This is a genomic window from Pseudomonas sp. GM25, from assembly GCF_000282255.1.
In the GTDB taxonomy this organism is placed as follows: domain Bacteria; phylum Pseudomonadota; class Gammaproteobacteria; order Pseudomonadales; family Pseudomonadaceae; genus Aquipseudomonas; species Aquipseudomonas aphyarum.
This window is the reverse complement of sequence record NZ_AKJQ01000014.1, coordinates 1-25094: the sequence shown is the minus strand read 5'-3', so window position 1 is coordinate 25094 and position 25094 is coordinate 1. Positions and strand designations below refer to the sequence as shown.

Annotated in this window: 30 protein-coding genes and 1 pseudogene; 11 read left to right on the top strand and 20 right to left on the bottom strand. The window is 61.0% G+C overall.

The features are described from left to right. The first annotated feature begins 3 nt into the window (after positions 1 to 3). Entirely contained in the window at positions 4 to 522 is a 519-nt protein-coding gene (locus tag PMI24_RS05515; protein WP_007951709.1) for an acyloxyacyl hydrolase, read from the top strand. 40 nt (positions 523 to 562) lie between these two features. On the opposite strand, the gene PMI24_RS05510 is transcribed toward PMI24_RS05515, so the two are convergent. From PMI24_RS05510 to PMI24_RS05455, 12 genes are all read right to left on the bottom strand, one after another. Further along, a complete protein-coding gene (locus PMI24_RS05510) occupies positions 563 to 868 on the bottom strand; it encodes a YkgJ family cysteine cluster protein (protein ID WP_007951707.1) in 306 nt (101 codons plus the stop codon). A 52-nt stretch (positions 869 to 920) separates the two neighbouring features. Beyond that, entirely contained in the window at positions 921 to 1412 is a 492-nt protein-coding gene (locus PMI24_RS05505) for a DUF2878 domain-containing protein (RefSeq protein WP_007951701.1), read from the bottom strand. Next, the gene (locus tag PMI24_RS05500) at positions 1405 to 2676 is read right to left on the bottom strand and encodes an SAM-dependent methyltransferase (protein ID WP_007951699.1); all 1272 of its coding nucleotides are present in this window, start codon (positions 2674 to 2676) and stop codon (positions 1405 to 1407) included. Before PMI24_RS05500 ends, PMI24_RS05505 begins: the two co-directional genes overlap by 8 nt. Then, entirely contained in the window at positions 2663 to 3478 is an 816-nt protein-coding gene (locus PMI24_RS05495) for a DUF1365 domain-containing protein (RefSeq protein WP_007951698.1), read from the bottom strand. Before PMI24_RS05495 ends, PMI24_RS05500 begins: the two co-directional genes overlap by 14 nt. Beyond that, a complete protein-coding gene (locus tag PMI24_RS05490) occupies positions 3475 to 4722 on the bottom strand; it encodes an NAD(P)/FAD-dependent oxidoreductase (RefSeq protein WP_007951695.1) in 1248 nt (415 codons plus the stop codon). The genes PMI24_RS05495 and PMI24_RS05490 overlap by 4 nt, the downstream gene beginning before the upstream one ends. Continuing rightward, positions 4719 to 5501 (bottom strand): SDR family NAD(P)-dependent oxidoreductase, encoded by a 783-nt coding sequence (locus PMI24_RS05485; RefSeq protein ID WP_007951694.1) that lies wholly within the window; start codon positions 5499 to 5501, stop codon positions 4719 to 4721. Before PMI24_RS05485 ends, PMI24_RS05490 begins: the two co-directional genes overlap by 4 nt. After that, on the bottom strand, positions 5498 to 5920 hold the full coding sequence (locus tag PMI24_RS05480) for a nuclear transport factor 2 family protein (RefSeq protein ID WP_007951692.1): 423 nt from the start codon (positions 5918 to 5920) through the stop codon (positions 5498 to 5500). Before PMI24_RS05480 ends, PMI24_RS05485 begins: the two co-directional genes overlap by 4 nt. Next, positions 5913 to 7358: a deoxyribodipyrimidine photo-lyase gene (phrB, locus tag PMI24_RS05475; protein ID WP_086788458.1), complete on the bottom strand. Its 1446-nt coding sequence runs from the start codon at positions 7356 to 7358 to the stop codon at positions 5913 to 5915. The genes PMI24_RS05480 and phrB overlap by 8 nt, the downstream gene beginning before the upstream one ends. Positions 7359 to 7378: 20 nt before the next feature. Further along, positions 7379 to 8320, bottom strand: a complete 942-nt coding sequence (locus PMI24_RS05470) for a MerR family transcriptional regulator (RefSeq protein ID WP_007951690.1) — start codon at positions 8318 to 8320, stop codon at positions 7379 to 7381. After that, positions 8320 to 9279, bottom strand: a complete 960-nt coding sequence (locus tag PMI24_RS05465; protein WP_007951689.1) for a YbgA family protein — start codon at positions 9277 to 9279, stop codon at positions 8320 to 8322. Before PMI24_RS05465 ends, PMI24_RS05470 begins: the two co-directional genes overlap by 1 nt. Positions 9280 to 9389: 110 nt before the next feature. Beyond that, the gene (locus PMI24_RS05460) at positions 9390 to 9605 is read right to left on the bottom strand and encodes a TIGR02450 family Trp-rich protein (RefSeq protein WP_007951688.1); all 216 of its coding nucleotides are present in this window, start codon (positions 9603 to 9605) and stop codon (positions 9390 to 9392) included. After that, a complete protein-coding gene (locus PMI24_RS05455; RefSeq protein ID WP_007951687.1) occupies positions 9602 to 10588 on the bottom strand; it encodes an NAD(P)/FAD-dependent oxidoreductase in 987 nt (328 codons plus the stop codon). The genes PMI24_RS05460 and PMI24_RS05455 overlap by 4 nt, the downstream gene beginning before the upstream one ends. A gap of 197 nt (positions 10589 to 10785) precedes the next feature. Between PMI24_RS05455 and PMI24_RS05450 the strand changes: the two genes are divergently transcribed. Together PMI24_RS05450 and hemH are read left to right on the top strand one after the other, a co-directional pair. Next, positions 10786 to 11688 carry a TIGR01777 family oxidoreductase gene (locus tag PMI24_RS05450; RefSeq protein ID WP_007951686.1) on the top strand — a complete coding sequence of 301 codons (903 nt, stop codon included), beginning with the start codon at positions 10786 to 10788 and terminating at the stop codon, positions 11686 to 11688. A 13-nt stretch (positions 11689 to 11701) separates the two neighbouring features. After that, positions 11702 to 12727, top strand: a complete 1026-nt coding sequence (hemH, locus tag PMI24_RS05445) for a ferrochelatase (protein WP_007951685.1) — start codon at positions 11702 to 11704, stop codon at positions 12725 to 12727. A gap of 108 nt (positions 12728 to 12835) precedes the next feature. Here the strand turns inward: hemH and PMI24_RS05440 are convergent, their stop codons facing one another. Both PMI24_RS05440 and upp read right to left on the bottom strand, forming a co-directional pair. After that, on the bottom strand, positions 12836 to 14110 hold the full coding sequence (locus tag PMI24_RS05440; protein ID WP_007951684.1) for a uracil-xanthine permease family protein: 1275 nt from the start codon (positions 14108 to 14110) through the stop codon (positions 12836 to 12838). A 2-nt stretch (positions 14111 to 14112) separates the two neighbouring features. After that, complete coding sequence (gene upp / locus PMI24_RS05435) at positions 14113 to 14751, bottom strand: uracil phosphoribosyltransferase (RefSeq protein WP_007951682.1); 639 nt, start codon at positions 14749 to 14751, stop codon at positions 14113 to 14115. Between the two features lie 165 nt (positions 14752 to 14916). On the opposite strand from upp, the gene PMI24_RS05430 reads away from it, so the two are divergent. The 3 genes from PMI24_RS05430 to PMI24_RS05420 all read left to right on the top strand — a co-directional run bounded on the left by PMI24_RS05430 (position 14917) and on the right by PMI24_RS05420 (position 16392). Then, entirely contained in the window at positions 14917 to 15474 is a 558-nt protein-coding gene (locus PMI24_RS05430; RefSeq protein ID WP_007951681.1) for a hypoxanthine-guanine phosphoribosyltransferase, read from the top strand. Between the two features lie 87 nt (positions 15475 to 15561). Then, the gene (locus tag PMI24_RS05425) at positions 15562 to 16041 is read left to right on the top strand and encodes a hypothetical protein (protein ID WP_007951680.1); all 480 of its coding nucleotides are present in this window, start codon (positions 15562 to 15564) and stop codon (positions 16039 to 16041) included. A 63-nt stretch (positions 16042 to 16104) separates the two neighbouring features. Continuing rightward, positions 16105 to 16392, top strand: a complete 288-nt coding sequence (locus PMI24_RS05420) for a PA4642 family protein (RefSeq protein ID WP_007951679.1) — start codon at positions 16105 to 16107, stop codon at positions 16390 to 16392. Positions 16393 to 16467: 75 nt separating this feature from the next. On the opposite strand, the gene mqo is transcribed toward PMI24_RS05420, so the two are convergent. After that, positions 16468 to 17976, bottom strand: a complete 1509-nt coding sequence (gene mqo, locus PMI24_RS05415; RefSeq protein WP_007951678.1) for a malate dehydrogenase (quinone) — start codon at positions 17974 to 17976, stop codon at positions 16468 to 16470. 701 nt (positions 17977 to 18677) lie between these two features. Next, positions 18678 to 18911 carry a hypothetical protein gene (locus PMI24_RS05410; protein WP_007951677.1) on the bottom strand — a complete coding sequence of 78 codons (234 nt, stop codon included), beginning with the start codon at positions 18909 to 18911 and terminating at the stop codon, positions 18678 to 18680. A gap of 190 nt (positions 18912 to 19101) precedes the next feature. Here PMI24_RS05410 and PMI24_RS05405 point away from each other — a divergent pair, with 190 nt between their 5' ends. Further along, complete coding sequence (locus PMI24_RS05405; RefSeq protein WP_007951676.1) at positions 19102 to 19686, top strand: YajG family lipoprotein; 585 nt, start codon at positions 19102 to 19104, stop codon at positions 19684 to 19686. Positions 19687 to 19742: 56 nt separating this feature from the next. Here the strand turns inward: PMI24_RS05405 and PMI24_RS05400 are convergent, their stop codons facing one another. Beyond that, positions 19743 to 19949, bottom strand: a complete 207-nt coding sequence (locus PMI24_RS05400; RefSeq protein ID WP_039766399.1) for a hypothetical protein — start codon at positions 19947 to 19949, stop codon at positions 19743 to 19745. Positions 19950 to 20143: 194 nt separating this feature from the next. On the opposite strand from PMI24_RS05400, the gene PMI24_RS05395 reads away from it, so the two are divergent. Beyond that, on the top strand, positions 20144 to 20422 hold the full coding sequence (locus PMI24_RS05395) for a hypothetical protein (protein ID WP_007951673.1): 279 nt from the start codon (positions 20144 to 20146) through the stop codon (positions 20420 to 20422). Between the two features lie 49 nt (positions 20423 to 20471). Here the strand turns inward: PMI24_RS05395 and PMI24_RS05390 are convergent, their stop codons facing one another. Beyond that, positions 20472 to 21635: a 1-acyl-sn-glycerol-3-phosphate acyltransferase gene (locus PMI24_RS05390; protein ID WP_007951672.1), complete on the bottom strand. Its 1164-nt coding sequence runs from the start codon at positions 21633 to 21635 to the stop codon at positions 20472 to 20474. Positions 21636 to 21777: 142 nt separating this feature from the next. On the opposite strand from PMI24_RS05390, the gene PMI24_RS05385 reads away from it, so the two are divergent. From PMI24_RS05385 to PMI24_RS05375, 3 genes are read left to right on the top strand one after another with little or no spacing between them, the layout of a single operon-like run. Beyond that, entirely contained in the window at positions 21778 to 21960 is a 183-nt protein-coding gene (locus PMI24_RS05385; protein ID WP_007951671.1) for a CPXCG motif-containing cysteine-rich protein, read from the top strand. Between the two features lie 9 nt (positions 21961 to 21969). Then, positions 21970 to 22230 carry a putative signal transducing protein gene (locus PMI24_RS05380; RefSeq protein WP_007951670.1) on the top strand — a complete coding sequence of 87 codons (261 nt, stop codon included), beginning with the start codon at positions 21970 to 21972 and terminating at the stop codon, positions 22228 to 22230. A 36-nt stretch (positions 22231 to 22266) separates the two neighbouring features. Then, positions 22267 to 22890, top strand: coding sequence for an SOS response-associated peptidase (locus tag PMI24_RS05375; protein ID WP_007951669.1), 624 nt, complete (start codon positions 22267 to 22269; stop codon positions 22888 to 22890). 4 nt (positions 22891 to 22894) lie between these two features. Here PMI24_RS05375 and PMI24_RS29730 read toward each other — a convergent pair whose 3' ends face one another. Both PMI24_RS29730 and PMI24_RS29725 read right to left on the bottom strand, forming a co-directional pair. Then, a complete protein-coding gene (locus tag PMI24_RS29730) occupies positions 22895 to 23638 on the bottom strand; it encodes a methyl-accepting chemotaxis protein (protein WP_371857322.1) in 744 nt (247 codons plus the stop codon). 114 nt (positions 23639 to 23752) lie between these two features. After that, a pseudogene (locus PMI24_RS29725) lies at positions 23753 to 23947 on the bottom strand (HAMP domain-containing protein); the annotation flags it as partial. Positions 23948 to 25094: the final 1147 nt, after the last annotated feature.

Here is a 25094-nt window from a genome sequence, read left to right as displayed (position 1 = left end):
AACGTGAAGCGACTATTCTGCTTGGCCGCGATTGCGGCTGCACTGATGGGGCAAAGTTTTACCGCACAAGCTGCTGGCGTCGAGTTTGCAGTGGGTGCCACCAGCGATTCGACGATGACTTATCGCCTGGGCATGAATTTCGATTGGGACAAGAGCTGGCTGCAAAGTGACGTCGGTCGCCTGACCGGTTACTGGAGCGGCGCCTACACCTACTGGGAAGGCGACAAGACCTCCAGCAACAACAGCCTGTCGTTCTCGCCGGTGTTTGTTTACGAGTTTGCCGGTCAGTCGGTCAAACCGTATGTCGAGGCGGGGATCGGCGTAGCACTGTTCTCCAACACCGAATACGAAGACAACAAGCTCGGCGGCGCCTTCCAGTTTGAAGACCGCTTCGGTTTCGGCCTGCGCTTCAATGGCGGGCATGAAGTCGGGATCCGTGCGACGCACTATTCCAACGCCGGCCTGAGCAGCAACAACGACGGGGTCGAAAGCTACTCGCTGCATTACACGATGCCGCTGTAAACCCCATGAAAAAAGGAGCGCTTGGCGCTCCTTTTTTTATTCAGCGATACGCCGTGGCAATCCCCTGGCGTTCGTCGATGCATTCCGGCGCGCCCATCTCGAACTCGCGGCAGATCAGCGGACGCTTCTCGTAAATCGTGCACATCATCGTGTCGCGATCCAGCGCCGCGCACCAGCCGTCGTCCAGACGCAGCATCACCTCACCACCCCAATCGTCGGTATCGATAAAACGCTCGGGTACGCCGGTGTCGGTGATCAGCATCACTTCGAGCTGGCAGCAGCAGGCTGCACAGGTCGAGCAGGTGACCTCGGGCTCGGCGATTTGCCGATGGGGAATGGTTTTCATGGCGTCAGTGTACGGCAGTGGCCGATGACCGTGTGAAAGGCCTGACAGGCGTTTAACTCGCCAGCCGCCGGGACAACTGGTGCAGCAGCGGAAACAGCAACGCCCACAGCAGCGCGATGCCGATCAGGGTAGGGAGCTCACCGAAAGGAAACTGCACACCGGCCAGTCGTCCGCCGGCGCCATAAGACAGCGCACCACCTGCCGCGCCAAGCAGACTGGCCAGCCACCACGGACTCGCGCTCCATTGCAGGCAATGACGCAATGTCGTGGCAAATAACGCCCACAACAACATCAGCCACAGCGGAATCAGCGGCGACAGATCCTTGAACTCGAAAACCCCGAGGCCGCGCAACACGCTGTCCACCGCCGTGCCGATGATCACCACGCTGAGGATCAACCGGCCTTCCTGCAGCCAACTGCTGATCCAGCGCAGATGAATCACCAGCACCGCCAGCGCCAGCAGCAACCACAAACTGTTACCGCCGAGCACGCAGGCCAGCCAGCCGATCTGGAACAGCACTGCGTTGGCCAACCGCTCAAGCATCGAACCGGCCCAGCAAAGGCGCGGTCATCGCTGCCGGTTTGGCCAGCAACAGTTGCGCGGTGCCGATGGTGCGTTCGAGGAATCCGCCCTCGCAATAACACAGGTAGAACTCCCACAGCCTGAGGAAGTAATCGTCATAGCCCAGCTCGGTCAGGCGACCCTGAGCATGCCGAAAGTTCTCGTGCCACAGACGCAGGGTGCGGGCGTAGTGCAGGCCGAAATCTTCCATGTGCAACAGGTTCATGTCGGTGTCGCGGCTGACGATCTCGAGCATTTTCTGCACGCAGGGCAGGGCGCCGCCGGGGAAAATGTAACGCTGGATGAAGTCCACGCCACGGCGCGCCTGCTCGTAGCGCTGTTCGCGGATGGTGATCGCTTGCAGCAGCATCAGGCCGTTGCTCTTGAGCAGGTGCGCGCACTGTTTGAAGTAGGTCGGCAGGAAACGGTGGCCGACCGCTTCGATCATCTCGATCGACACCAGTTTGTCGTACTGGCCGGTGAGGTCGCGGTAATCCTTGAGCAACAGCGTCACCTGATCCTGCAAGCCGAGGCGTTCGATGCGCGCGGCGGTGAAGGCGAACTGCTCCTTCGACAGCGTGGTGGTGGTGACTTTGCAGCCGTAGTGCTGCGCTGCGTAAAGCGCCATGCTGCCCCAGCCAGTGCCGATTTCCAGCAGATGGTCGCCGGGTTTGAGCGCGAGTTTCTGGCAAATCCGCTCCAGTTTGTTCAGTTGCGCCTGCTCCAGGCTGTCGTCGGGGCTGAGAAACTGCGCGGCCGAATACATCATGGTCGGGTCGAGAAACTGTTCGAACAGGTCATTGCCGAGGTCGTAATGGGCGGCGATGTTTTTCTGCGAGCCCTTGCGCGTATTGCGGTTGAGCCAGTGCAGCCCGCGCACCAGTGGCCGACCGAGCCGGGCCAGGCCACCTTCCATTCCGTCGAGCACTTCAAGGTTGCTGACGAAGACCCGCACCACCGCCGTCAGGTCCGGCGAACGCCAGTAACCATGAATGAAAGCCTCACCGGCGCCGATCGAGCCATTGCCCGCGACCAGGCCCCAGGCAGCCGGATCCAGCACCTGAATTTCCCCCACCAACGCGCTGCCCGGTGTGCCGAAGACATGGCGTTCGCCGTCCTCGATGACGATCAGTTGACCCTGTTTGAGCTGCTCCAGCTGGCGCAGTACTCCCCGGCGCAGCAGCGAGCCGCTCAGGCCGTGGGGGCTGAGCAGGCTGGCTTTGGCCGAGACGCTAGTGGATTTCATGGTGGCGTTCCTCGGTCGGTACGGTGGCGGTTCGAAAACGGTCGTCGGCGCGCTGGTGGGCAAACACCGGGGTGCGCTTGAGCAACAGGCGCAACGCCTGCCAATAGATCGCCAGCGCGGTCTTGGCGGTCATCCAGGGAAAGCGCCACAGGTGCCGGTGCAAGTGGTGTCGATCAAGGGGTTCACGTCGCAGGTCGAGGGTAGCGTCGAACAGTTTTTGCTCGCCTTGCCAGTCGGCCATGTGCACGCCCAGGACCTGCGCGGCAGGGCTGAAACTCATGCGGTATTCCAGATCCGGCGGCAGGAACGGCGACACATGAAACGCCTTGGCCACGGCAAAGTGCTGGTGAAAGTCCTGCAGGTTGGTCGGTGCTCGGGCTGGCAGCACGTAGTGAAAACGCTCGCGCCACGGGGTGTTGCTGACTTCGCAGAGAATCGCCGCCAGTTGGCCGTCGGCCTCGTGGCAATAGAAGAAACTCACCGGGTTGAACGCCAGGCCCCAGCTGCGTGGCTGGGTCAGCAGGCAGATCGAGCCTTGCGGCGCATGGCCCAGAGCTTCGCCAACCAACTGGCGCACCGCATCGCTCAGGCGCACGCCGCTGCCGGTGAAGGTTTTCAGGTAGTCGGTTTCGCGAAATGAAAACGGCGCAAAGCGGCCGGCGCCTGCCAGTCGGGACAGGCCCAGCACCGCCTCCTGTTCAGCCAGATCGAGGTACAGCATGCCGATCCGGTAACGGAATTCATGACGGCGCGGGGCGAATCGCCGATGGGCGATCCAGCCACTGTAGAGTGCGCTGTTCACAGGCTTTCTCCAAAGGACGCGGCCACGCGCAAAGCGCTGACCACGCCGTCTTCATGGAAACCGTTGGCCCAATAGGCGCCGCAATAATGCGTGTGTTGTGCGCCGTCTATTTCGGCCCAGCGCTGCTGCGCCGCCACCGCCGCGAGGCTGAATTGCGGGTGGGCGTAGATGAAGCGCGCGAGCACTTTGGACGGGCTGATGCCGGCGCTCTGGTTGAGGCTGACGCAGAACGTGGTATCGCTCTGGATGCCTTGCAGAATGTTCATGTCGTAGGTCACGGCGGCCTGAGTATGTCCGGCGCCGCCGAGGCGATAATTCCAGCTGGCCCAGGCCCGTTTGCGTGCGGGCAGCAGGCGGGTGTCGGTGTGCAGCACCACTTCGTTGTCGGCGTAGGGCAGGGCGCCGAGGATTTCCCGTTCTTTATCGTCAGGATTTCCCAGCAATCGAAGGGCCTGATCGCTATGGCAGGCCAGCACCACTTTGTCGAAACGTTCGATGCCGGAGGGGCTGTGGATAACCACGCCGTGCGCGTCGCGATCGATCCGGCCCACCGGGCAGTTCAGGCGGATGCGCTCCTTGAACGACTCCGTCAGCGGCGCGATGTAGGCGCTGGAGCCACCCTTGATGACCTGCCACTGCGGGCGATTGCTGATCGACAGCAACCCGTGGTTCTCGAAAAAACGCACGAAGAACTGCAATGGAAAATTGAGCATCTCGGCCATCGGCATCGACCAGATCGCCGCGCCCATCGGCACGATGTAATGCAGGATGAAACGCTCGCCGTAACCGCCGGACTTTAAGTAATCGTCGAGGGTGGTGTCGGCGGTAATCCGTTGTTCGGCGAGATCGCGCCGCGCTTCTTTGTTGAACCGCAGGATGTCGCGCAACATGCCCCAGAATCCGGGCGACAACAGATTTCTGCGCTGGGCGAACAGGCTGTTGAGGTTATTGCCGTTGTATTCCAGGCCCGTGTCCGGATCGTTGACCGAAAAACTCATCTCGGTGGGCTTGAACGCCACGCCCAACTGGCCGAGCAAACGAATGAAGTTCGGATACGTCCAGTCGTTGAACACGATGAAACCGGTGTCCACTGCGTAGTCGCGCCCGTCCACGGTGACCGGCACCGTGTGCGTATGACCGCCGACCCGGGCGTCGGCTTCGAACACGGTGATGTCATGTCGGCGAGCGAGCAGATACGCGCAGGTCAAACCGGCGATGCCGCTGCCGACGATGGCGATTTTCATGTTGCGTCCCTGAGCGGCGGGCTGCTGCGCACCATGCGTTTGCCAATCGCCAGTTGTACGCGCGCGGGCATTTTCGACAGGGGCCACAGGACCGCCATGAACAATGCCGGAAAGGCGATTTCCAGCGGCCGATCCTTCAGCTTGGCGAAGATATGCCGCGCGGCTTTATCCACAGGCCAGCTGAGCGGCATCGGAAAGTCATTTTTGGCGGTCAGCGGCGTGTCGACGAAACCGGGGCTGATCACCGTGACTTCAATGCCTTCGTCCGCCAGGTCGATGCGCAGGGATTCGAACAGATAACGCAGCCCGGCCTTCGACGCACCATAAGCTTCGGCCCGTGGCAAAGGCACATAGGTCACCGAGCTGGCCATCCCCACCAGATGCGGTGCCGTGCCTTTGCGCAACAAGGGCAGGGCGGCTTCGATGCAATAGCTGCTGGCGAGCAGATTGGTACGCACCACGTATTCGATGATCGAGGCGTCGAACTGATGGGCATCGACGTATTCGCAGGTGCCCGCGTTGAGGATTACCGTATCGAGCGACCCCCAGTCCGCAGCGATCTGTTCGCCGATTTCGCGCACGGTCTGACTGTTGGTCAGATCGCCGGGCACCACCAGTACCTGCCCCGGATAACGTTGCGACAGCACTTTGAGCGGCGCGACCTGGCGGGAACTGACTGCCAGATGTGCACCGGTCTTGAGGATTTCTTCTGCCAATGCCGCACCGATGCCACTGCTGGCACCGGTCAGCCAATAACGCCGTGGAGCTGTACGACTCATCCCAATCTCCTTTTCAGCCAGGCAATCACTCGGCCCAATACGGGTAAATGTTCATAAAGAAGCGCTCCGGCATCGAAGTAATCCCGGTGGCGGTAAACCTTTTCGCTCCAGAGCAGGTGCGAGCAGCCCGCGACGCGGATCAGTTGGCCGCCGGCCAGACGTGGGTGGCGGTAGCTCATGACCCAGCGCAGATAGCCTTCGCCGTCGCTGATCTGGTCGAAGCCGTGGAAATCGAAGCGCAGTTCGTTGACGTTGGCGTACAACTCACTGAAGTAACCGCGCAATTGCGTCAGCCCCTGCACTTCATGCAGTGGATCGGTGAAATGAATGTCTTCGCTGTACAGCTCGTCCAGATTTCGCAAGTTGTCTTTGTTCAACTGTGCGAACCGCTGGGCGAAACCGCGCAGAAATTCACTCATCGCTCACTCCTTGAGACGCGCGTGACGGCAGGTTCTTGAACGCTGTCAGCGCCCGTTCCCGTGATGCGCTCAGGTTGACGATCGGCGCCGGATAGTCCGCCACGCCGAACAGCCCGCCGGCACTGGCCGGGTTGTGGACTTCTTTCTTGTTCAGGCCGGCCAGTTCCGGTAGCCAGTGCTTGATGAACAGGCCTTCGCTGTCGAATTTTTCCGACTGGCTGACCGGGTTGAAGATACGGAAGTACGGCGCCGAATCGGTGCCGGTCGAGGAACTCCACTGCCAGCCGCCGTTGTTGGCGGCCAGGTCGCCGTCGATCAGGTGGCGCATGAAAAAACGCTCGCCTTCGCGCCAGTCGATCAGCAGGTTCTTGGTCAGAAACATTGCCACCACCATCCGCAGGCGGTTGTGCATCCAGCCGGTTTCCAGCAATTGGCGCATGGCCGCGTCGATGATCGGCAAGCCGGTGCGGGCTTCCTGCCAGGCGGCCAGCTCCTCGGGGGCATCACGCCAGGCCAGGGCTTCGGTTTCCGGGCGGAATGCGCGATGGCGTGAAACCCGTGGATAACCGACGAGGATGTGTTTGTAGAACTCGCGCCACAGCAGTTCGTTGATCCAGGTGACAGCGCCGACCTTGCCGCTTTCGAATTCGCCCTGATTGCTTTGCAGGGCGGCGTGCAGGCATTGGCGCGGCGAGATCACGCCGGCGGCCAGATAGGCCGAGAGCTGGCTGGTGCCGGGTTTGGCCGGGAAGTCGCGTTCGCTTTTGTAGTAGTCGATCTGTGCATCGGCGAACGTGTCGAGGCGCCGCCGGGCCTCGGCTTCACCGGCGGGCCACAGGGCGCGCAGGGATTCGCCCGGTGTCGGGAACCCTTCGATGGCTTCTGGAACGGGGTCGCTGGCGATGTTCAGCGCTGACTGTTTGCCCGGCGCCTGTTTCAGCGACGGCATCGAGCGGTGCAGGCGTTCGTAGCAGACCTTGCGGAACTGGCTGAACACCTGAAAGTAAGTACCAGTTTTGGTCAGCACACTGCCGGGTTTGAACAGTAATTGGTCGAGGTAGCTGTGGAAGGTGATGCCTTCGGCTTGCAACGCCTCGGCAACTGCCTCGTCGCGACGGCTTTCGTTGATGCCGTATTCCTCGTTGACGTGCACGGCCTCGATCTTCAGTTGCCGGCACAGTTCGAGCAGCACGGCGGGTGCCTGATCCCAGTGAGGCGCAGTGCGAATCAAGAGGGGGATGTTCAGGGCACCCAGGCTTTTGCTCAACTCACGCAAATTGCGCAGCCAGAAATCGATCTTGCACGGCGCGTCGTCATGTTCCTGCCATTGCAGCGGGCTCAACAGGTACACAGCCACGGTCGGGCCACGCTCGGCGGCGGCCGCGAGGGCGGTGTTGTCGTGTTGGCGCAGGTCGCTGCGCAGCCAGATCAATTGCATGTCGGTCTCTGTCTGAATCATTAAATCAATCCACGCTCAATGAGCACCCGATGCGCCGAAAGAGGGTCTTCGGCCAGGAGCAGATCAGCGAAATCGGAAGTCTTTGCGGACAACTCGGCGTGGTGAATGCACACCGTGGGTCCGGCAATCAGTTTTGGGCAGCTGACGCCATTCAACAGTTTCGGTAGCTGCGCAAGGCTCAGGGCTTTGCTGGAATACAGCAGTACGCCACGGGCTTGCAGGGTATCGGTGGCCAGCGCCAGCTCTCCGGCCGGCAGCGGCCAGTCGAACACCTGCACCGGGCAGTCGGCGCTGCTGATCAGCCAGGCGCAGAGCCACAGGTGCGGCTCCAGCGGCAAATCCGACTGATTGACCAGCAGCAGCGGCGCGGTGCGCAACTGACGGTTGTTATGGTAGATGCGTGCGCCAAATTTGCTGCGTAACCAGGCAAAAAAGAACACGCGCTCCATCTGCGCACCGAACTGGCCCTGCCAGCGTTGTTCGAGATCGCTCAGCAGCGGCAGCAGCAATTGCTCGCAGAGTGTGCGTGGCGGATACAGCGCCATCGCCTGGTTGATGCTGTCGTCGAGGCTGCGCTCGTTCAGGTGGGTGACCGCCAGCAGGGCGGTCTGGCGCAGCGGATGCCATTCGTCCTCCACCGGTTCGTTGAACGCCTGCGCCGTGTCGAGCAGCGGTTTGACCTGGCTGACCGCAACGCCCCGGTTGAGCCAGGTGAGGATGTTCTGGATGCGCTGCACATGCTCGGCGCTGTAAAGACGATGGCCCTTGGGCGTGCGCTGCGGGACGATCAGCCCGTAGCGGCGTTCCCAGGCGCGCAGGGTGACGGCATTCACGCCAGTCTGGCGCGCGACTTCGCGGATCGGCAGCCAGCCTTCGTCGAGGGCTTTCTTGAAGTCGGCGCCGAGGTCTTCACGGGCGCTGGTGTCGGGTGAGTCGTTCATCAAATGGCGTTTCGCAGGCTGAGGTTTTCCGGGTGCGGTTGCAGGTACACCTGCTGCGCAATGTAAGGGTCCGGGTGGAGGCGAAAGTGATGCTTGAGCAGCGTCAGCGGCACCACCAGCGGCACGATGCCGTGCCGGTACTGGCCGATGATGTGTTGCACTTCCTGTTTGTCTTCGGGGGTGATGACCTGTTTCAGGTAACCACTGATGTGCTGCAGGACATTGCTGTGGGTGCGGCGGGTGGCGCATTTTTTCAGCGCCGCCATCAGTTCACTGAAATAACGCGGGCCGAGTTCTTCGGGATCGAGCCGGCCCATGTTGCCCAGCAGATTGCCCAGTGCCTTGTATTGCACCGGGTTGTGGGCCATCAGCAGGTATTTGTAGCGCGAGTGGAAATCGGTGAGCGCGCGGCGGCTCAGGCCTTTGCGCAGAACGTGCTGCCAGTCGCTGTAGGCGAACACCCGGGTGATGAAGTTTTCCCGCAGCACCGGATCGTTAAGGCGCCCGGCTTCTTCCACCGGCAATTCAGGATGCGCCGCACAGAACGCCTGGGCGTAGATCCCGCGACCGTTGCCCAGTGGCGCGCCGTTGGGGTGATAGACCTTGACCCGCTCCAGCCCGCAGGACGGCGATTGCTGCATGAAGATGTAGCCGCAGATGTCGTTCAACTCGACGGCCATTTTCTGGCCATATTCCGCCAGCGGCCCGGTGACATTGATCTCCCGGTCGACGGTGCCGAGGGCTTCGGGTTGTTCCGGATCACCGACCAGACGGATCGGCTCGCGAGGAATGCCCAGGCCAATCGCAACCTCCGGGCACACCGGGACGAATTCGAAATATTCGCTGAGGGTGCGGGTACACAGCCGCGACTCCTTGTGCCCACCGTTGTAGCGCACTTCGGCGCCCATCAGGCAGGCACTGATGGCGATTTTCGGTGGGGACGTCGATGAGTCGGACATGCAGCAACCTCGAATCTGAACCTGTACAGACGAATAGATCTGTACAACATTCTTTCAGCATAGATTCAAAGGTGTACAAGTCAAATTGTTTGTACAAGTTTTTGAGGTTTTCAGCGCCAGCCCATTTTCCAGCGTGAATCATCCTGCAGGGTTTGCCAGTCGCATTGCTCGGTACGTCGGGTCAGTACTGCCTGCAACTCGATTTCCAGCACCGTGCCGTCCTCGTCGCGGAACAGTTCGGTCACCAGAAAATGCTTTTCACGGTTTTGCGGGTGGGCTGCTGTCCATTTCGACAGCAGCAATTTGCGCGGGTTGATGCGGTTCACTGCAAGTGTTCGTGCAAGCGTCTTGCAGCCTCCTGACCACTGAGCCAAGCCCCTTCGACCCGACCCGACAGGCACCAGTCGCCACAGGCATACAGGCCCAGATCGGCATCGGCCAGGGTGCCCCATTCATGGCTGCTGGCCGGACGGGCATAGAGCCAGCGGTGGGCGAGGCTGAAGGTCGGGGCCGGCATGGCGCTGTGCAGCAGTTCGGCGAAGGCGCCGTGCAATTGTTCGATCACCGCCTCCTTCGGCAGGTCGATGTGTTGCCGGCTCCAGGCACTGGTGGCGTGCAGGACCCAGGTGTCGCACGTGGTGTCGCGCCCCGGTTTGCTGCGGTTGCGGGCCAGCCAGTCGAGGGCGCTGTCCTGGACGAAGCAGCCTTCGATCGGCGTATCCAGCGGGGTGTCGAAGGCAAGGGCGACGGCCCAGGTCGGGTCCATTTTCACTCCGGCGGCGGCACCGGCGAGTTTCGGCGCCGCGGCCAGCAGGGCGGTGGCCTGAGGCGCCGGCGTGGCGATCACGACGTGGCTGAACGGCCCGTGGGTGAAGCCTTCGGCGTCCTGCAGGTGCCAGTGTTCTTCGCCGCGATAGACCTCGGTGATCCGGCAGGCGAAGTGCACTTCCAGACCGTCGAGCAGGCCTCGGGTGATGGCGCTCATGCGCGGCGTGCCGACCCAGCGGGTCTGTTCGTCCGGCGACAGGTTCAACTGCCCGCCATGAAAGGTGTAGAGCTGCGGTGCCCATTCGGCGACCCAGCCTTTGCTTTGCCAGCGCTGGACTTCGGTCACGAAGCGACGGTCACGGGCGGTGAAATATTGCGCGCCCATGTCCAGCGAGCCGGCGTCGCTGCGCTTGCTCGACATGCGCCCGCCGCTGCCGCGGCTTTTATCGAACAACTGAACGGTATGCCCGGCATCCGTCAGGGCCTGGGCGGCGGAGAGTCCGGCGATGCCGGTGCCAATGATTGCGATAGGTACAGTCATAGGGGCCTCGTTTACCTTTCTGTACAGACTACGCCGTGGATGAAACCTGTACAATTTTGTTTTTTGGTATAACTTCCAGCGTTCTCGTTCTGACAGCTTGGCCTATGGTTAAACAATAGAGCCTGCCCGATAGAAAAGATCCCTGTTTATAAAAATAGACTAGTGATCGGGGTAAAACGCCACGCGAGGTAGAAGTCATGCACATATTGCTGACCGGCGGTACTGGATTGATCGGACGTGAGCTTTGCCGGCACTGGTCCGGGCAGGGGCATCGCCTGACGGTCTGGAGTCGTCGTCCGGAAAAAGTCGCGAAAATCTGTGGCGCCCAGGTGCGTGGAATCGCGCGTCTGGAGGACCTTGGCGACGAGCCGGTCGACGTGATCGTCAACCTTGCCGGCGCGCCGATTGCCGACCGGCCGTGGACCCATCGGCGCAAGGCGCTGTTGTGGAGCAGCCGGATCACGCTCACCGAATCGTTGCTGGCGTGGCTGGAAAAACGCGGGCAGAAACCGTCGCTGCTGATCTCGGGGTCGGCCGTGGGTTGGTACGGTGACGGCGGCGAGCGCGAGTTGACCGAAGACTCGCCGCCGGTGATCGACGATTTCGCCAGCCAGTTGTGCATCGCCTGGGAGGAAACCGCGCAGCGCGCCGAAGCGATGGATATTCGTGTGGTGCTGGTGCGCACCGGGCTGGTGCTGTCGGCCGAGGGCGGCTTTTTGTCGCGGCTGCTGCTGCCGTTCAAGCTCGGGCTGGGCGGGCCTTTGGGCAATGGTCGGCAGTGGATGCCGTGGATTCATATCGATGACCAAATCGCCCTGATTGATTTTCTTCTGCACCGCAATCAGGCGAGCGGTCCTTATAATGCGTGCGCGCCGAAACCTGTGCGCAATCGCGAATTCGCCAAGACGCTGGGCAGCGTGCTGCACCGCCCGGCGTTCATGCCGATGCCGGCCCTCGCCTTGAAGGTCGGGCTCGGCGAGATGTCATTGCTGTTGCTGGGTGGCCAACGGGCCACGCCGAAACGCTTGCTGGAAGCGGGATTCACTTTCCGGTTCACGGATTTACGCGCGGCTCTGGACGATCTTTCCGGCCGCCTCTGAAATAGGACGTTGCATGACCGATCACGCCTTGCTTCTGGTCAACCTGGGTTCGCCGGCCTCCACTTCGGTGGCCGACGTGCGCAGCTACCTCAATCAATTCCTGATGGACCCGTACGTGATCGACCTGCCGTGGCCGGTGCGGCGTCTGCTGGTGTCGCTGATCCTGATCAAGCGCCCGGAGCAGTCGGCCCATGCCTACGCCTCGATCTGGTGGGACGAAGGTTCGCCGCTGGTGGTGCTCAGCCGTCGCCTGCAACAGCAGATGAAGGCGCAGTGGACTCACGGCCCGGTTGAACTGGCCATGCGTTACGGCGAGCCGTCGATCGAGACAAGCCTGCTGAAACTGGTTGCGGCGGGGCATAAACGCATCACCCTCGCGCCGCTTTATCCACAGTTCGCCGACAGCACCACCACCACGGTGATCGAAGAAGCCAAGCGTGTGGTGCGCGAGAAGAAGCTCGATGTGCAGCTGTCGGTGTTGCAGCCGTTCTACGATCAGCCGGAATACCTCGACGCGCTGGTGGCGAGCGCCAAGCCGCACTTGCAGCAGGATTACGATCACCTGTTGCTGAGCTTCCACGGTTTGCCGGAGCGGCATCTGACCAAGCTCGACCCGACCGGCAATCATTGCTTCAAGAATGAAGATTGCTGCAAGAACGCCTCGGCGGCCGTATTGGCGACCTGTTATCGCGCCCAATGCCTGCGCACAGCGGCGCTGTTCGCAGAACGCATGGGTTTGCCAGACGGCAAATGGTCGGTGTCGTTTCAGTCGCGGCTGGGCCGGGCGAAGTGGATTGAACCCTACACCGAAGCGCGGCTGGATGATCTGGCCAAAAGCGGCGTGAAGAAGATTCTGGTGATGTGCCCGGCGTTTGTTGCCGATTGCATCGAGACTCTGGAAGAGATCGGCGATCGCGGCAAGGAACAGTTCCGCGTAGCGGGGGGAGAGGAGCTGGTGCTGGTGCCGTGCCTGAATGATGACCCGCAATGGGCGAAGGCGTTGGCAACGCTGTGTGAACGGGCGCCGTTGGCCCTCTAAAAGTCAAAAAGCTTCGCGAGCAAGCCCGCTCCCACATTTGATTGCATTTCAATGTGGGAGCGGGCTTGCTCGCGAAGGCTGACGGTCAGGCGATGACGATCTAAAAGTTTAGATCAGCGGCTCATCCGCCTTCTTGTGTTTCCAGCTGTCGTTGCCCGGCAGGATCAGGTTCAGCGCAATCGCCACCACCGCGCACAGCGCGATGCCTTTGAGGCCGAAGTCGTCGGGACCGGTGCCGGTGCCGACCAGCACACCGCCAATCCCGAACACCAGGGTCACCGAAACGATCACCAGATTGCGCGCCTCGCCCAGGTCGATCTTGTGACGGATCAGGGTGTTCATCCCCACCGCCGCGATCGAACCGAACAGCAGGCACAGAATCCCGCCCATCACCGGCACCGGAATGCTTTGCAGCAGGGCGCCGAACTTGCCGATGAACGCCAGAGTGATGGCGAAGATCGCCGCCCAGGTCATGATTTTCGGGTTGTAGTTCTTGGTCAGCATCACCGCGCCAGTCACTTCCGCGTAGGTGGTGTTGGGCGGGCCGCCGAACAGGCCGGCTGCGGTGGTGGCGATGCCGTCACCGAGCAGGGTGCGATGCAGGCCCGGCTTCTTCAGGTAGTCGCGACCGGTCACGCTGCCGACTGCAATCACGCCGCCGATGTGCTCGATGGCCGGGGCCAGCGCCACCGGGACGATGAACAGGATCGCCTGCCAGTTGAACTCCGGCGCGGTGAAATGAGGAAGTGCAAACCATGGGGCCGCCGCAATCTTCGCGGTGTCGACGACACCGAAGTAGAAGGACATGGCGAAACCCACGAGCACGCCGGAAATGATCGGCACCAGACGGAAAATGCCTTTGCCGAACACCGCCACGATCAGCGTGGTCAGCAGTGCCGGCATCGAGATCATCATCGCGGTCTGGTAATGGATCAGCTCGGAACCGTCACCGGCCTTGCCCATCGCCATGTTCGCAGCAATTGGCGCCATGGCCAGGCCGATGGAGATGATCACCGGGCCAATCACCACCGGCGGCAGCAGACGGTCGATGAACCCGGTACCTTTGATCTTCACGGCCAGGCCGAGGAAGGTGTAGACGAAACCGGCCGCCATCACGCCGCCCATGGTCGCGGCGAGGCCGAACTGGCCCTTGGCGAGAATGATCGGGGTGATGAAGGCGAAGCTCGACGCCAGGAACACCGGCACCTGACGCCCTGTGACGATCTGGAACAGAATCGTCCCAAGACCTGCGGTAAACAGTGCCACGTTCGGGTCCAGGCCCGTGATCAGTGGCATCAGCACCAGGGCGCCGAAAGCCACGAACAGCATCTGTGCGCCGGACAGCACCGTGCGCCAGAGCGGATCGTTGAACTCTTGCTGCATGCTTACGCGTCCTTCTGCTTGGTGCCGAAGATCTTGTCACCGGCATCGCCAAGCCCAGGAATGATGTAACCGTGCTCGTTGAGTTTCTGATCGATGGACGCGGTGTAGATGATCACGTCCGGGTGAGCTTTCTCGACAGCGGCGATGCCTTCCGGCGCGGCAACCAGCACCATCGCGCGGATGTCCTTGCAACCGGCCTTCTTCAGCAGGTCGATGGTCGCAACCATGGAGCTGCCGGTGGCGAGCATCGGGTCGATGATCATCGCCAAACGTTCGTCGATTTCCGGAACCAGTTTTTCCAGATAGGTGTGTGCCTGCAGGGTTTCTTCGTTACGGGCAACGCCGACGGCGCTGACCTTGGCGCCCGGGATCAGGCTCAGCACGCCTTCGAGCATGCCGATGCCGGCGCGCAGGATCGGCACGACGGTAATTTTCTTGCCGGCGATTTTCTCGACCGACACAGTGCCGCACCAACCTTCGATATCGTAGGTTTCCAGCGGCAGGTCTTTGGTAGCTTCATAGGTCAACAGGGCACCGACTTCCTGAGCGAGCTCGCGGAAATTCTTGGTGCTGATGTCTGCACGGCGCATAAGGCCAAGTTTGTGACGGATCAGCGGATGGCGGATCTCTTGGATGGACATGGGGAAAGGCTCCGGCGGCGGGCAAAAAAACCGGCCTAGATTAATCTATCCGAGGGTGATGTCCTATAGGACATACAGTACGTTAGTCCACAAATGCTTGATTCGGCCGTGCGGGATGCGTACCTTTGCCCGCTTTTCCGAAACAGACCCCCCTTGGAGAGCGCCATGTCCGCTGATCTCGAGCATATCCGTCAAATCATGCGAGAGGCTGACTGCCTGTACACCGAAGCTGAAGTCGAGGCTGCCATTGCCCGCGTCGGTGCACAAATCAACGAACAACTGGCCGACAGCAACCCGGTGGTGTTCTGCGTGATGAACGGCGGCCTGATCTTCTCCGGCAAACTGCTGACTCATCTGCAGTTCCCGCTGGAAGCGTCCTACCTGCACGCCACCCGCTATCGCAACGAAACCAGCGGCGGCGACCTGTTCTGGAAAGCCAAGCCGGAAGTCTCGTTCATCGACCGCGACGTGCTGATCATCGACGACATCCTCGACGAAGGTCACACCCTGGGCGCGATCATCGACTTCTGCCGTCACGCCGGCGCGCGCAAAGTGCACACCGCCGTGCTGATCGACAAGGATCACGACCGCAAGGCCCGTCCTGACCTGAAAGCCGACTTCGTCGGTCTGCCGTGCATTGACCGTTACATCTTCGGTTACGGCATGGACTACAAAGGCTACTGGCGCAACGCCAACGGGATCTTCGCCGTCAAAGGCATGTAAGAACCCCTGAAAGATCGCAGCCCCAGGCTGCGATCTTTTGCTTTTAAAGACTGCTAAAGTGCTCGGCCCCGCCCCCCGGAGCCTGTCATGAGCCTCTTGATCCGCAGCTGCGCCGCCCTGTTGCTGACCCTCAGCCTGCCCCTGGCCGCCGCCCCGATGCACAGCCAATTCCTGCCGCCCGACGATCTGACCCTGCGCGATGCCGAACCCGAGCAGCAGCAACTGTTGCAGGTCACCGACTATTCCGTCGTTGTGGGCGCCCAGCGCCAGTCCAATCAGCAGCCGATCCCGGTCACCTCGCCATTGATGATTCGCCTCAAGGGCAAATCCCTGAACAAGGGCGCGACGATCAATCAGGTGCTGGTCAACTTCGATGGCGAAAGCAAAAGCCTGAAAAAACCGGTGTATGACGACAAGAGCAAGACCCTGACGCTGTTTTATCCGCTGGCGCAGTACCGGGTGGTGATCGATCTGTTGCGCAACGACACCGTGTATTGCCAGTTCCTGACCTACGCCAACGGCCACATCTGGGCCGATTTGCACACCGGCAGCACGCGCTCGCGTTGAGCCTTGTGCCTGCGCAGGGGTAAACTGCCCGCCCCGTGAAATGTCTGCGAGCTGGAGTCGGCAATGCGTAAAGATAAGAAGCAAGTGATTGGTGACGAGATCGGCGATGAGCAGATCAAGCTGTTCCTCGATTTTGAGCCGGTCGACGCCACCTCGCCGTCGCTGCACAAACTGGTCAAGGCCTACCGTGGCCTGCGCATCGACGATTTCGAGCGTTTCCTGACGTTCTTCGTTGCAGCCGGTTATGACGTGGATGGCAAGGACGAGCACGGCAAGACCTTCGTCGACCAGATCCGCGATCAGCGCAACGCCCCGGAATACATCGAGCTGATCGAGAAAGCACGCGGCTGATAGCTTGCGGTTTTCCCCAGGCATAAAAAAACGCCCCGCACTCATCGAGTGCGGGGCGTTTTTCATGGAGCCGAATCAGGCGTAGCTTTCGGTCTCGTTGCTGGCTTCCACCAGTTCCAGCGCGACGTTGTTCTGCGTGTTGATCTTGCGATACAGCGCAGCGTCGGTTTCCAGGACCTTTTCACGGGCCGGGAAGATTTCCGCCAGTTTGGTAGCCCACTCACCCTTGGCCTTGGCCGGGAAGCACTTCTCGATCAGTTCCAGCATGATCGAAACGGTCACCGAAGCGCCTGGCGAAGCGCCGAGCAGGGCGGCGAGGGAGCCGTCCTTCGCAGCCACCAGTTCGGTACCGAACTGCAGGATGCCGCCTTTTTTCGGATCTTTCTTGATGATCTGCACCCGTTGGCCGGCCACTTCCAGGCGCCAGTCTTCGGCTTTCGCCTCCGGGTAGAAACGGCGCAGGGATTCCAGGCGCTGTTCCATCGACTGCATCACTTCGCTGACCAGGTACTTGGTCAGGTCCATGTTGTTTTTCGCCACGGCCAGCATCGGCCCGATGTTGCCGGCGCGAACCGACATCGGCAGGTCCATGAAGGAGCCGTGCTTGAGGAACTTGGTGGTGAAACCGGCGTATGGCCCGAACAGCAGGGATTTCTTGCCGTCGACCACGCGGGTGTCCAGGTGCGGCACGGACATCGGTGGCGAACCCACGGCGGCCTGGCTGTAAACCTTGGCCTGGTGATGCTTGACCACTTCCGGGTTGTCGCAACGCAGCCACTGGCCGCTGATCGGGAAGCCGCCGAAGCCTTTGCTTTCTTCGATGCCCGAAGCTTGCAGCAGCGGCAGGGCCGCGCCACCGGCGCCGAGGAATACGAATTTGGCGTCGACTTCACGGCTGCTGCCGCTGTTGACGTCCTTGATGCTGACGGTCCAGCCGTTGGCGTTGCGCTTGAGACCGGTCACGCGCTTGCAGTACTTGACCTGGGCATCGGGTGCGCTGGTCAGGTGCTTGAGCAACTGATTGGTCAGGGCGCCGAAGTTGACGTCGGTGCCGTTGATCACGCGAGTGGCGGCGAGCACCTGGTCTTTTGGACGACCCGGCATCATCAGCGGCATCCACTCGGCCATCTTCGCCTTGTCTTCGGTGTATTCCATGTCGGCGAAGGCGTGGTGCTTGTGCAGCACGTTGAAGCGTTCCTTGAGGAACGAAACGCCTTTTTCGCCTTCGACATAGCTCAGGTGTGGAACCGGGCTGATGAAGGATTTGCACGAGCCGAACGTGCCCTTCTTGGTCAGGTACGACCAGAACTGCTTCGACACCTCGAACTGGGTGTTGATGTGCACGGCTTTCTTGATGTCGACGGTGCCGTCGGCAGCCTGCGGCGTGTAGTTCAGCTCGCACAGGCCGGCGTGGCCGGTACCGGCGTTGTTCCATGGGTTGGAACTCTCCGCGGCACCGGAATCCATCAGCTCGACGACTTCCAGCTTGATCGCCGGGTCGAGCTCTTTGAGCAGTACTGCGAGGGTGGCACTCATGATGCCGGCCCCAACCAGAACTACGTCGACTGCTTCGTTATGCGCCATTTAACGCGTCTCCAAAATCTGCAGCACCAAATTGTCGGCATGGCTGCCAGGCGTCCAGGGCAGGTCAGTTGAGCCCCGGGTATCCTTGGTCAGGTGTGCCATGTCCGAATCTTCGCAATTTTTCGCAACTTCGACGGATGCGTGCGGCCTGGCTTTCAAGAGTCCCATGAACTCATTTCGGCACGGGGCTGGCAATTCGACTTATGGTCGAGACATCCGTTTGTGCAACCAAATCCGTAGCGGACAGGCTTCAGGCTCCGGTATTCGAGGCGTTCCCGTTCCTGTGTCGTTGGGCTGTTTCAGACGCTAATGGTGCATGTTCAGACGCAAAACTATTCATTTGCTCGCCACACTCTTGTGAAGTTGTGAAAACCCGTTTTTTTCACGCTCTTTTGAAGACGTGAACCTCAAAAAGGGCTGTCCGGGGCTGGCACCGTGCCCGAAGGGGCAAACAACTCAGTGGCCGAGCGTCATGACAGCTCTGCAGATTCGCGAAAAGCGGGATTTGCCAGGGAAACAGCAAGCACGCCAGCTTCACTCGATCTGTGTGGGCGGCTCTCTGTGGGCGATTTGGATGCCAATGCAAGCGCATTGACGCTGTTGCGGGGCCCGATCAGGAGACGTCCTTATAATCGGGGGGAGATTGTATCGAAGAAATGCGGGGAGTTGGTCGAGTTTAATGACTTTTATTAGGCATCCGGTCAGATGCTCAACATTGCCTGAGCACGTGCGCGTGGGCGCTGCTGTTCGACCCGGGCGCTGACTGGCAGAGGCTGGTGCAACCAGTTGAGGCGGATTTCCTCGATTTCGACCCAACCGTCACCCATCGGTTGCAGGCTGCATTGCTTGAAGGCCTGGCAATGGCCGTTGCGGTCGAGCAGGGCGAAGCTGCGGTGCAGCGGGCGTGGGGCGAACAACGAGATCAGATAGCGCATGGCAGTGTTCCTTTTGGGGATCTGTGAGGAAGATTGTCAAAAGGCCGTGACGCGAACGTGTATGGGGGGTGAAGAATGTGTGACAGGAACCGCTGGCGGCGGGTTTTGTCTGAGATTTCAGTGCTGGTGACCCACAGTGGCCCACCGCTATACTGCCGGCCTGTCTGTGCCTGATTCTGGAGAGAAGAGCATGTTGCAACGCCTGTTGTTCGGTTTGATCACTGTGACCAGTTTGACCCTGGTTGGCTGCGCCCACAGCCCGCAACAACTGAGCCCGGAACCGAAGCTGACCACTCAGCTGGCACCGGTCGGTCATGGCCAGCCTGTCGTGGTCCGCGTGGTCGACGGTCGTCCGTCGCCAACCCTCGGCACCCGTGGCGGCCTGTACCCGGAAACCAGCGCCATCACCGTGCAGCGCGAGCAGATCCTGCCGAAGTTGCAGGCCCAGGCCGAAGCGGCCGTGCGTCTGCTCGGGTTCACCCCGACCAACAACGCCCCCAATGCACCGCAGTTGACCGTGACGTTGGCCGAACTGAAATACCAGTCGCCCAAAGAAGGCATGTACGTGACCGAAGCCACCATCGGCGCGACCTTCCGCTCCGACGTGCAGAACGCTAACCGTCGCTACAGCGGCCGTTACGGTGCCTCGCTGGACCAGCGTTTCGGCATGGCGCCGAACCAGGAAACCAACACCAAACTGGTCAGCGATGTGCTGAGCGATGCGCTGACCCGTCTGTTCAAGGATCCGACCGTGGGTCAGGTCCTCGCCGAGTAAGTATTCGGTTGATGTGAAAAAGCCCGGGGCCAGTGATGGCCCCGGGCTTTTTTCGTTCAGGCAGCTTGCGAATAGAAGTCGAGGACGCTGACGCCGGTCAGCAGATCGGTCTCGGGCAAGTCCGCATGCTGATGCCCGCCGAGGGCGCAATACACCAGCCAGTGGCGGTCCTGAACATTGAAGGCCAGGCTGCCGACGAGGGTCTGCTGTTCGTCGGACGGGGAGATGAGGTACAGGCGATCCTGGTTTTCAGCGTGAAGCATGTCGCGTTCCGTGTCGGTTTCGAGGCGCGCAGGGTGACTGAAACAAATGACGATGCCGTGACACAGGACAGCCATCGGTCGATTGACGGGTTATTTGTCGCAAAGGCTAGGGCAGTCGGGGAGGGTTTCGGTAGAATCCGCGCCGCGGTCGTCGGTCTGGCGTTCGCCATACCCGGTTTAGATTGAGGTCTGTGATGTCGCTGCACTTGATGACGCTGTTTACCGCCCATCCCGCCAAACTGATCAACCTGCTAGCCCTGCTGTTGGCCTTCCCCGGCAGTTGGCTTTTGCACGCGACTCGCCGTCGTGAACAACGGGCGATGGCCAGTATCGCGGCCCAGCGTCAGAGTCAGCCGAATCAGGAGCCGGTGCTCGATTGGGCAACCCTGCGCATGAACCGCTTCTTCTACCGCTTCGGTTTTGCCTGCCTGGGCCTGGCGCTGCTGGTGTCCTGGATCAGTACCCGCTTCTGAACGAAAAACGGCGCCCGAAGGCGCCGTTCTTGTAACAAGCCGACACCGCTTACAGCGGCAGTCCAGCCTTGACCCGGTACTGATTGCGCACCGGCGTCGCATATTGCAGCACCAGATACGGACGATGCTCCTCGGGGCAGGCGTCCAGACGGTTCTGCCACTCTTCCTGGGCCTTGGCCAGTTCCTCGGCACCGAACACGTCGGCAGCCTTCGGCACGTTCAATTGCGGATCGGCATCGGCCCACTGCGCGTACGCCAGGTAATGCACCGGGAACAACCGGTAGCCACCGAGAATCTGCTTGTCCATCTCGACCGCCAATTGCTTGGTGTCTTCGAACAGCTCGGTGATCGGCGCGGCGAAGTTCACGTGCACCCGGCCCTTGTAGCCGGTGATGCCCTTGGCGATGCTCACGTCATCCTCGCCCGGCGCCTTGCTGTAGGTGCCGGTGGTGGCGCGGATGTACAGCTCGCGGGCCTTGGCCTGGTCGCACGGGTCGTATTCGTAGCTGATCGACACCGGGGTCAGGTTCAGCGACTGAATGACTTCGCCGAACGGCTCGTCCTTGCGGCTCATGTGGAACATCTTGAGGATCGCCGACTCGGTACGGTCGTCACCGTCCTTCGCGCGGCCTTCGGCCTGGGCGATCCAGATTGAGGCGCAGTCGTTGCGGATCGAGTGGTTGATGTACGCCGACAGCAATTGATAGGCGGCCATTTTCTCGCGACGCCCGGTGATCGAGCGATGAACGATGAAGCTCTTGTTCAAGCGCATCAGATCGCTGACGAACGGCTTTTGCAGCAGGTTGTCGCCAATCGCGATGCGCGGCGTCGGCAGGCCGGCGTGGTACACGGCGTAGTTGACGAAGGCCGGGTCCATCACGATGTCGCGGTGGTTGGCGATGAACAGATAAGCGCTGCCGGACTTGAATTGCTCGACACCGGTGTAGGTCACGCCATCGGTGGCGCGCTCGATGGTGTGGTCGACGTAGAACTCGACCTTGTCCTGCAAAGTGGCCACGGAGGTCACGTCGGCAAACTCACGACGCAGCCGATGGGCTATAAGTGGTTTGAGCATCCAGCCGAAGGCACCGGCAAAACGCGGGAAGCGGAAGTGGGTGAGGATATCTAGAAACGCCTTGTCGCCGAGCAGTCGCGCCAGTACCGCAGGTACTTCGCTGTCGTCGTAAGGTCGGATGGCATCGAATTCGCCCATCATGCTCTCTTGTTGGAAACGGCTAGGGTAAGTAAAGGTTTTGATCGAAAACCAACGGGGCACGGTCTGAAAAAGTAGCCAGACAAAAATAGCCCTGCAAATAGACCGGCGATTATACGCACAAGTCACCCGGGAGACCGCGATGCTGGAAAGCGCAGTATATGAATGTCCGTATTGTGGTGAAGAGGTCGAGACGACGGTGGATCTCTCCGGTGGCGACCAGACCTATATTGAAGACTGTCAGGTGTGTTGTCGGCCGATCACCTTTGTGTTGCAGGTCCACGGAGAGGACTGGTTTCTGGAAGTCTTCAGCGAAAACGAGTGAGGCGCGCCCATGCAGCGAATCTACGAGCCGGAAAACCTGATGGAAGGCGAGATGCTCAAGGGCATGCTCGCCAGCGAAGGCATCGAGGCGTATCTGGTCGGGCGCGATCTGCTGGGCGGCACGGGCGAGTTGCCGATCTTCGGACTGCTGGGCCTGTCGGTCGATAACGACCAGGCCGAATACGCCCGCGAGCTGATCAGTGCGTACAATGCCGCGCTGCCGCTGCCCGGCGATGAACCGGACAGCTATCCCGGGACGCTGGTCTGTTAGGCTGGCGTTCGTTTTATTTGTGAGTCGTGCTGCCCCATGTGTGGACGTTATGCCCTGTTTCGCTGGAACCGCGATTTCGCGAACCTGCCCGGTTTTCCTGCCGATCAGCAGGCGCAGTGGAACATTTCCCCCAACGATTCGGTGTTGATGCTGCGCGCCGAACCCGACGGCCAGCGCACGCTGGCCCGTGCCCGTTGGGGACTGACACCGCCGTGGCTGACCGACATGTCGCGCACGCCGGCCCACGCCCGGGCCGAAACCGTCGCCGAACAGCCGATGTTTCGCGAAGCCCTGCGCCTGCGTCGCTGCCTGCTGCCGGCCAACGGTTTCTACGAATGGCGCGGCACTACGCGCAAGCGCCCGTACTGGCTGACGCCGGGAGAAGGTGCTTCGTTGTTTTTTGCGGCGATCTGGGAAGCGTATCCGGTGCAGGAACAAGTCTGGCTGAGCACGGCGGTGATTACCCAGCCGGCGGCCAGTCAGCGCCGGCCGTTGATTCTTGATGAGGCGGGGCAGGCGGCGTGGCTTGATCCTGAAACGCCGTTGCATGTTCTGCAGGGTTTGCTCGCCAGCGAACCTGCCGCCTTGCGCGAGCGGGTGCTGGCGAATCTGGTCAATGATCCGAAGCTCAACGGGCCGGAGTGCCTGACTCCGGCCTGATCGGTCAGACCTTGAACTGGTTGATCAACCGCCGCTGCTGCTCCGCCAGTTTGGTCAGATCCGCACTCGCCGAACTCGACTCATCCGCACCACCGGCCACCTCATTCGCCACCTGACCGATATTGATCACGTTGCGGTTGATGTCGTCGGCCACTGCGCTCTGTTCTTCAGCGGCGCTGGCGATCTGGGTGTTCATGTCGTTGATCACCGATACCGCCTGAGTAATGGTCTCCAGCGCTTCGGCTGCCTTCGCCGCGTGCTGCACGCTTTCGTCGGTGCGGTTCTGGCTGTCCTCCATGACCCGCACCACATCGCGGGTGCCCTGTTGCAGTTGCTGGATCATGCTCTGGATTTCTTCGGTGGCCTTCTGGGTTTTCTGCGCCAGGTTACGCACTTCATCGGCCACCACCGCAAAACCGCGTCCTTGTTCACCAGCGCGCGCTGCTTCAATCGCCGCGTTGAGGGCCAGCAGGTTGGTCTGCTCGGCGATCCCGCGAATGGCGATGAGGATCGCGTTGATGTTTTCGCTGTCCTTGGCCAGGGTCTGAACAACGTCCACGGCCTTGCCGATTTCCACGGCCAGCACGCCGATCGAATTCGAAGTGTCGCGCACGATCTGCATGCCCTGACTGGCTGCCTGATCGGCGTGGCTGGCCGCTTGTGCTGCCTGGGTCGCGTTACGCGCCACGTCTTGCGCGGTGGCGGTCATTTCCTGCACGGCGGTTGCCACCTGATCAATTTCGGCCATCTGCTTCTGAATGCCGATATTGGTCCGGATCGCGATGTCTGCCGTGTGCTCCGAGGAGTCGCTAACGCTCTGTACCGACGACACCACCTGCGTGATCATCCCCTGCAATTTGGCGAGGAAGGTATTGAAACCTTTGGCGATTGAACCGAGTTCGTCTTTACGATCACTGGTCAAACGACGGGTCAGGTCACCTTCGCCCTGGGCGATGTCATCGAGCATGGTCACCATTTGCTTCAGCGGACGGGCGATGCCGTGTCCCACCAGCCAGATCACCAGCAAACCAAGACCGGCAATGATCAGACCGACCATGGCCATGCCGAAGGTGTCGGATTTGCGCTGGGCGTCGAGGTCGCCTTGGAGCTTTTGCAGGTCGGCCATCACCGCGTCGAGGGGCAGTTGCAGCAACAACGTCCAGCGCGCGTCGGTCTGGCCGATGCCGAACGGCAGGTACAACTCGATCCGGCCTTGCTCTTTATTGACGGTGTAAGTCACTTCGCCGCGCTTTAGATTGGCCATGTTGGCAATCTGCTGGGCGTCGAGGATATCGCTGACCTTCTCGCCGAATTTGCTCGGATCCTTGGTGTAGGCGACGATCCGACCGTTGCCGCCGATCAGCGCCATTTGCCCGGCGCCGCTGTACAGCTTCTGGTTGGCGCCCAGGAGCATTTCCTGGATGAAGTTCACCGACAGGTCGGCGCCGACGATGCCCTGGAAGGCGCCGTTGAGCATGATCGGTTCGATAAAGGAGGCGAGCATGACGATCTTGTCGCCGACCTTGTACGGGGCGGGATCGATCACGCAGGATTTCTTGGTTTCTTTCGAGCACAGGTAGTACTCGCTGGCGCGTACGCCGGTGGACAGGACTTTCTGGTCGTCGACGTCCACCAGTTTGTCCAGACCGAGGGTGCCGTCGTCGTTGCGGAACCACCACGGCAGGAAACGCCCGTTGGCGGCGTCGATGCCGACCACGCTGGTGCCGACGTAGGCCGAATCGTTGTGGTCCAGTGCGTTCTTTTCCCAACCGATGTAGGTGCCGAGAATCTTCGGATTCTTCTCGACGTTTTCCTTGATCAGGCTGATCAGTTGCTCGCGGCTGACGGTCAGTCGCGGCTGGCCATCGGCGCCCGGTGTGCCGAGGAGGGCGTTGACCCGTACCAGTCCGCCGGCAATCAACAGCGGCGCTTCGAGCTCGCGCTGGATCTGGCTGACCTGGGTCTGCGCCAGCGACGTCAGGCGCTGTTCGATGACTTGCTCGAACTGGGCCTGGGTCCGTTGCTGGACCATTTCCTGGGTGCGGGCACCGGAGAACAGCGCGTACAGCACCAGCGCGGCGACTACGCTGAGTACGATGGCGCCGGCCAGGGCGGCCACGGAAAACTGGATCGACTTGAACTTCATGGGAGCTCCGCACGCGAGAGGACGTCTGCGCTGCTGTATCGGCAGGCACTATTGCGCC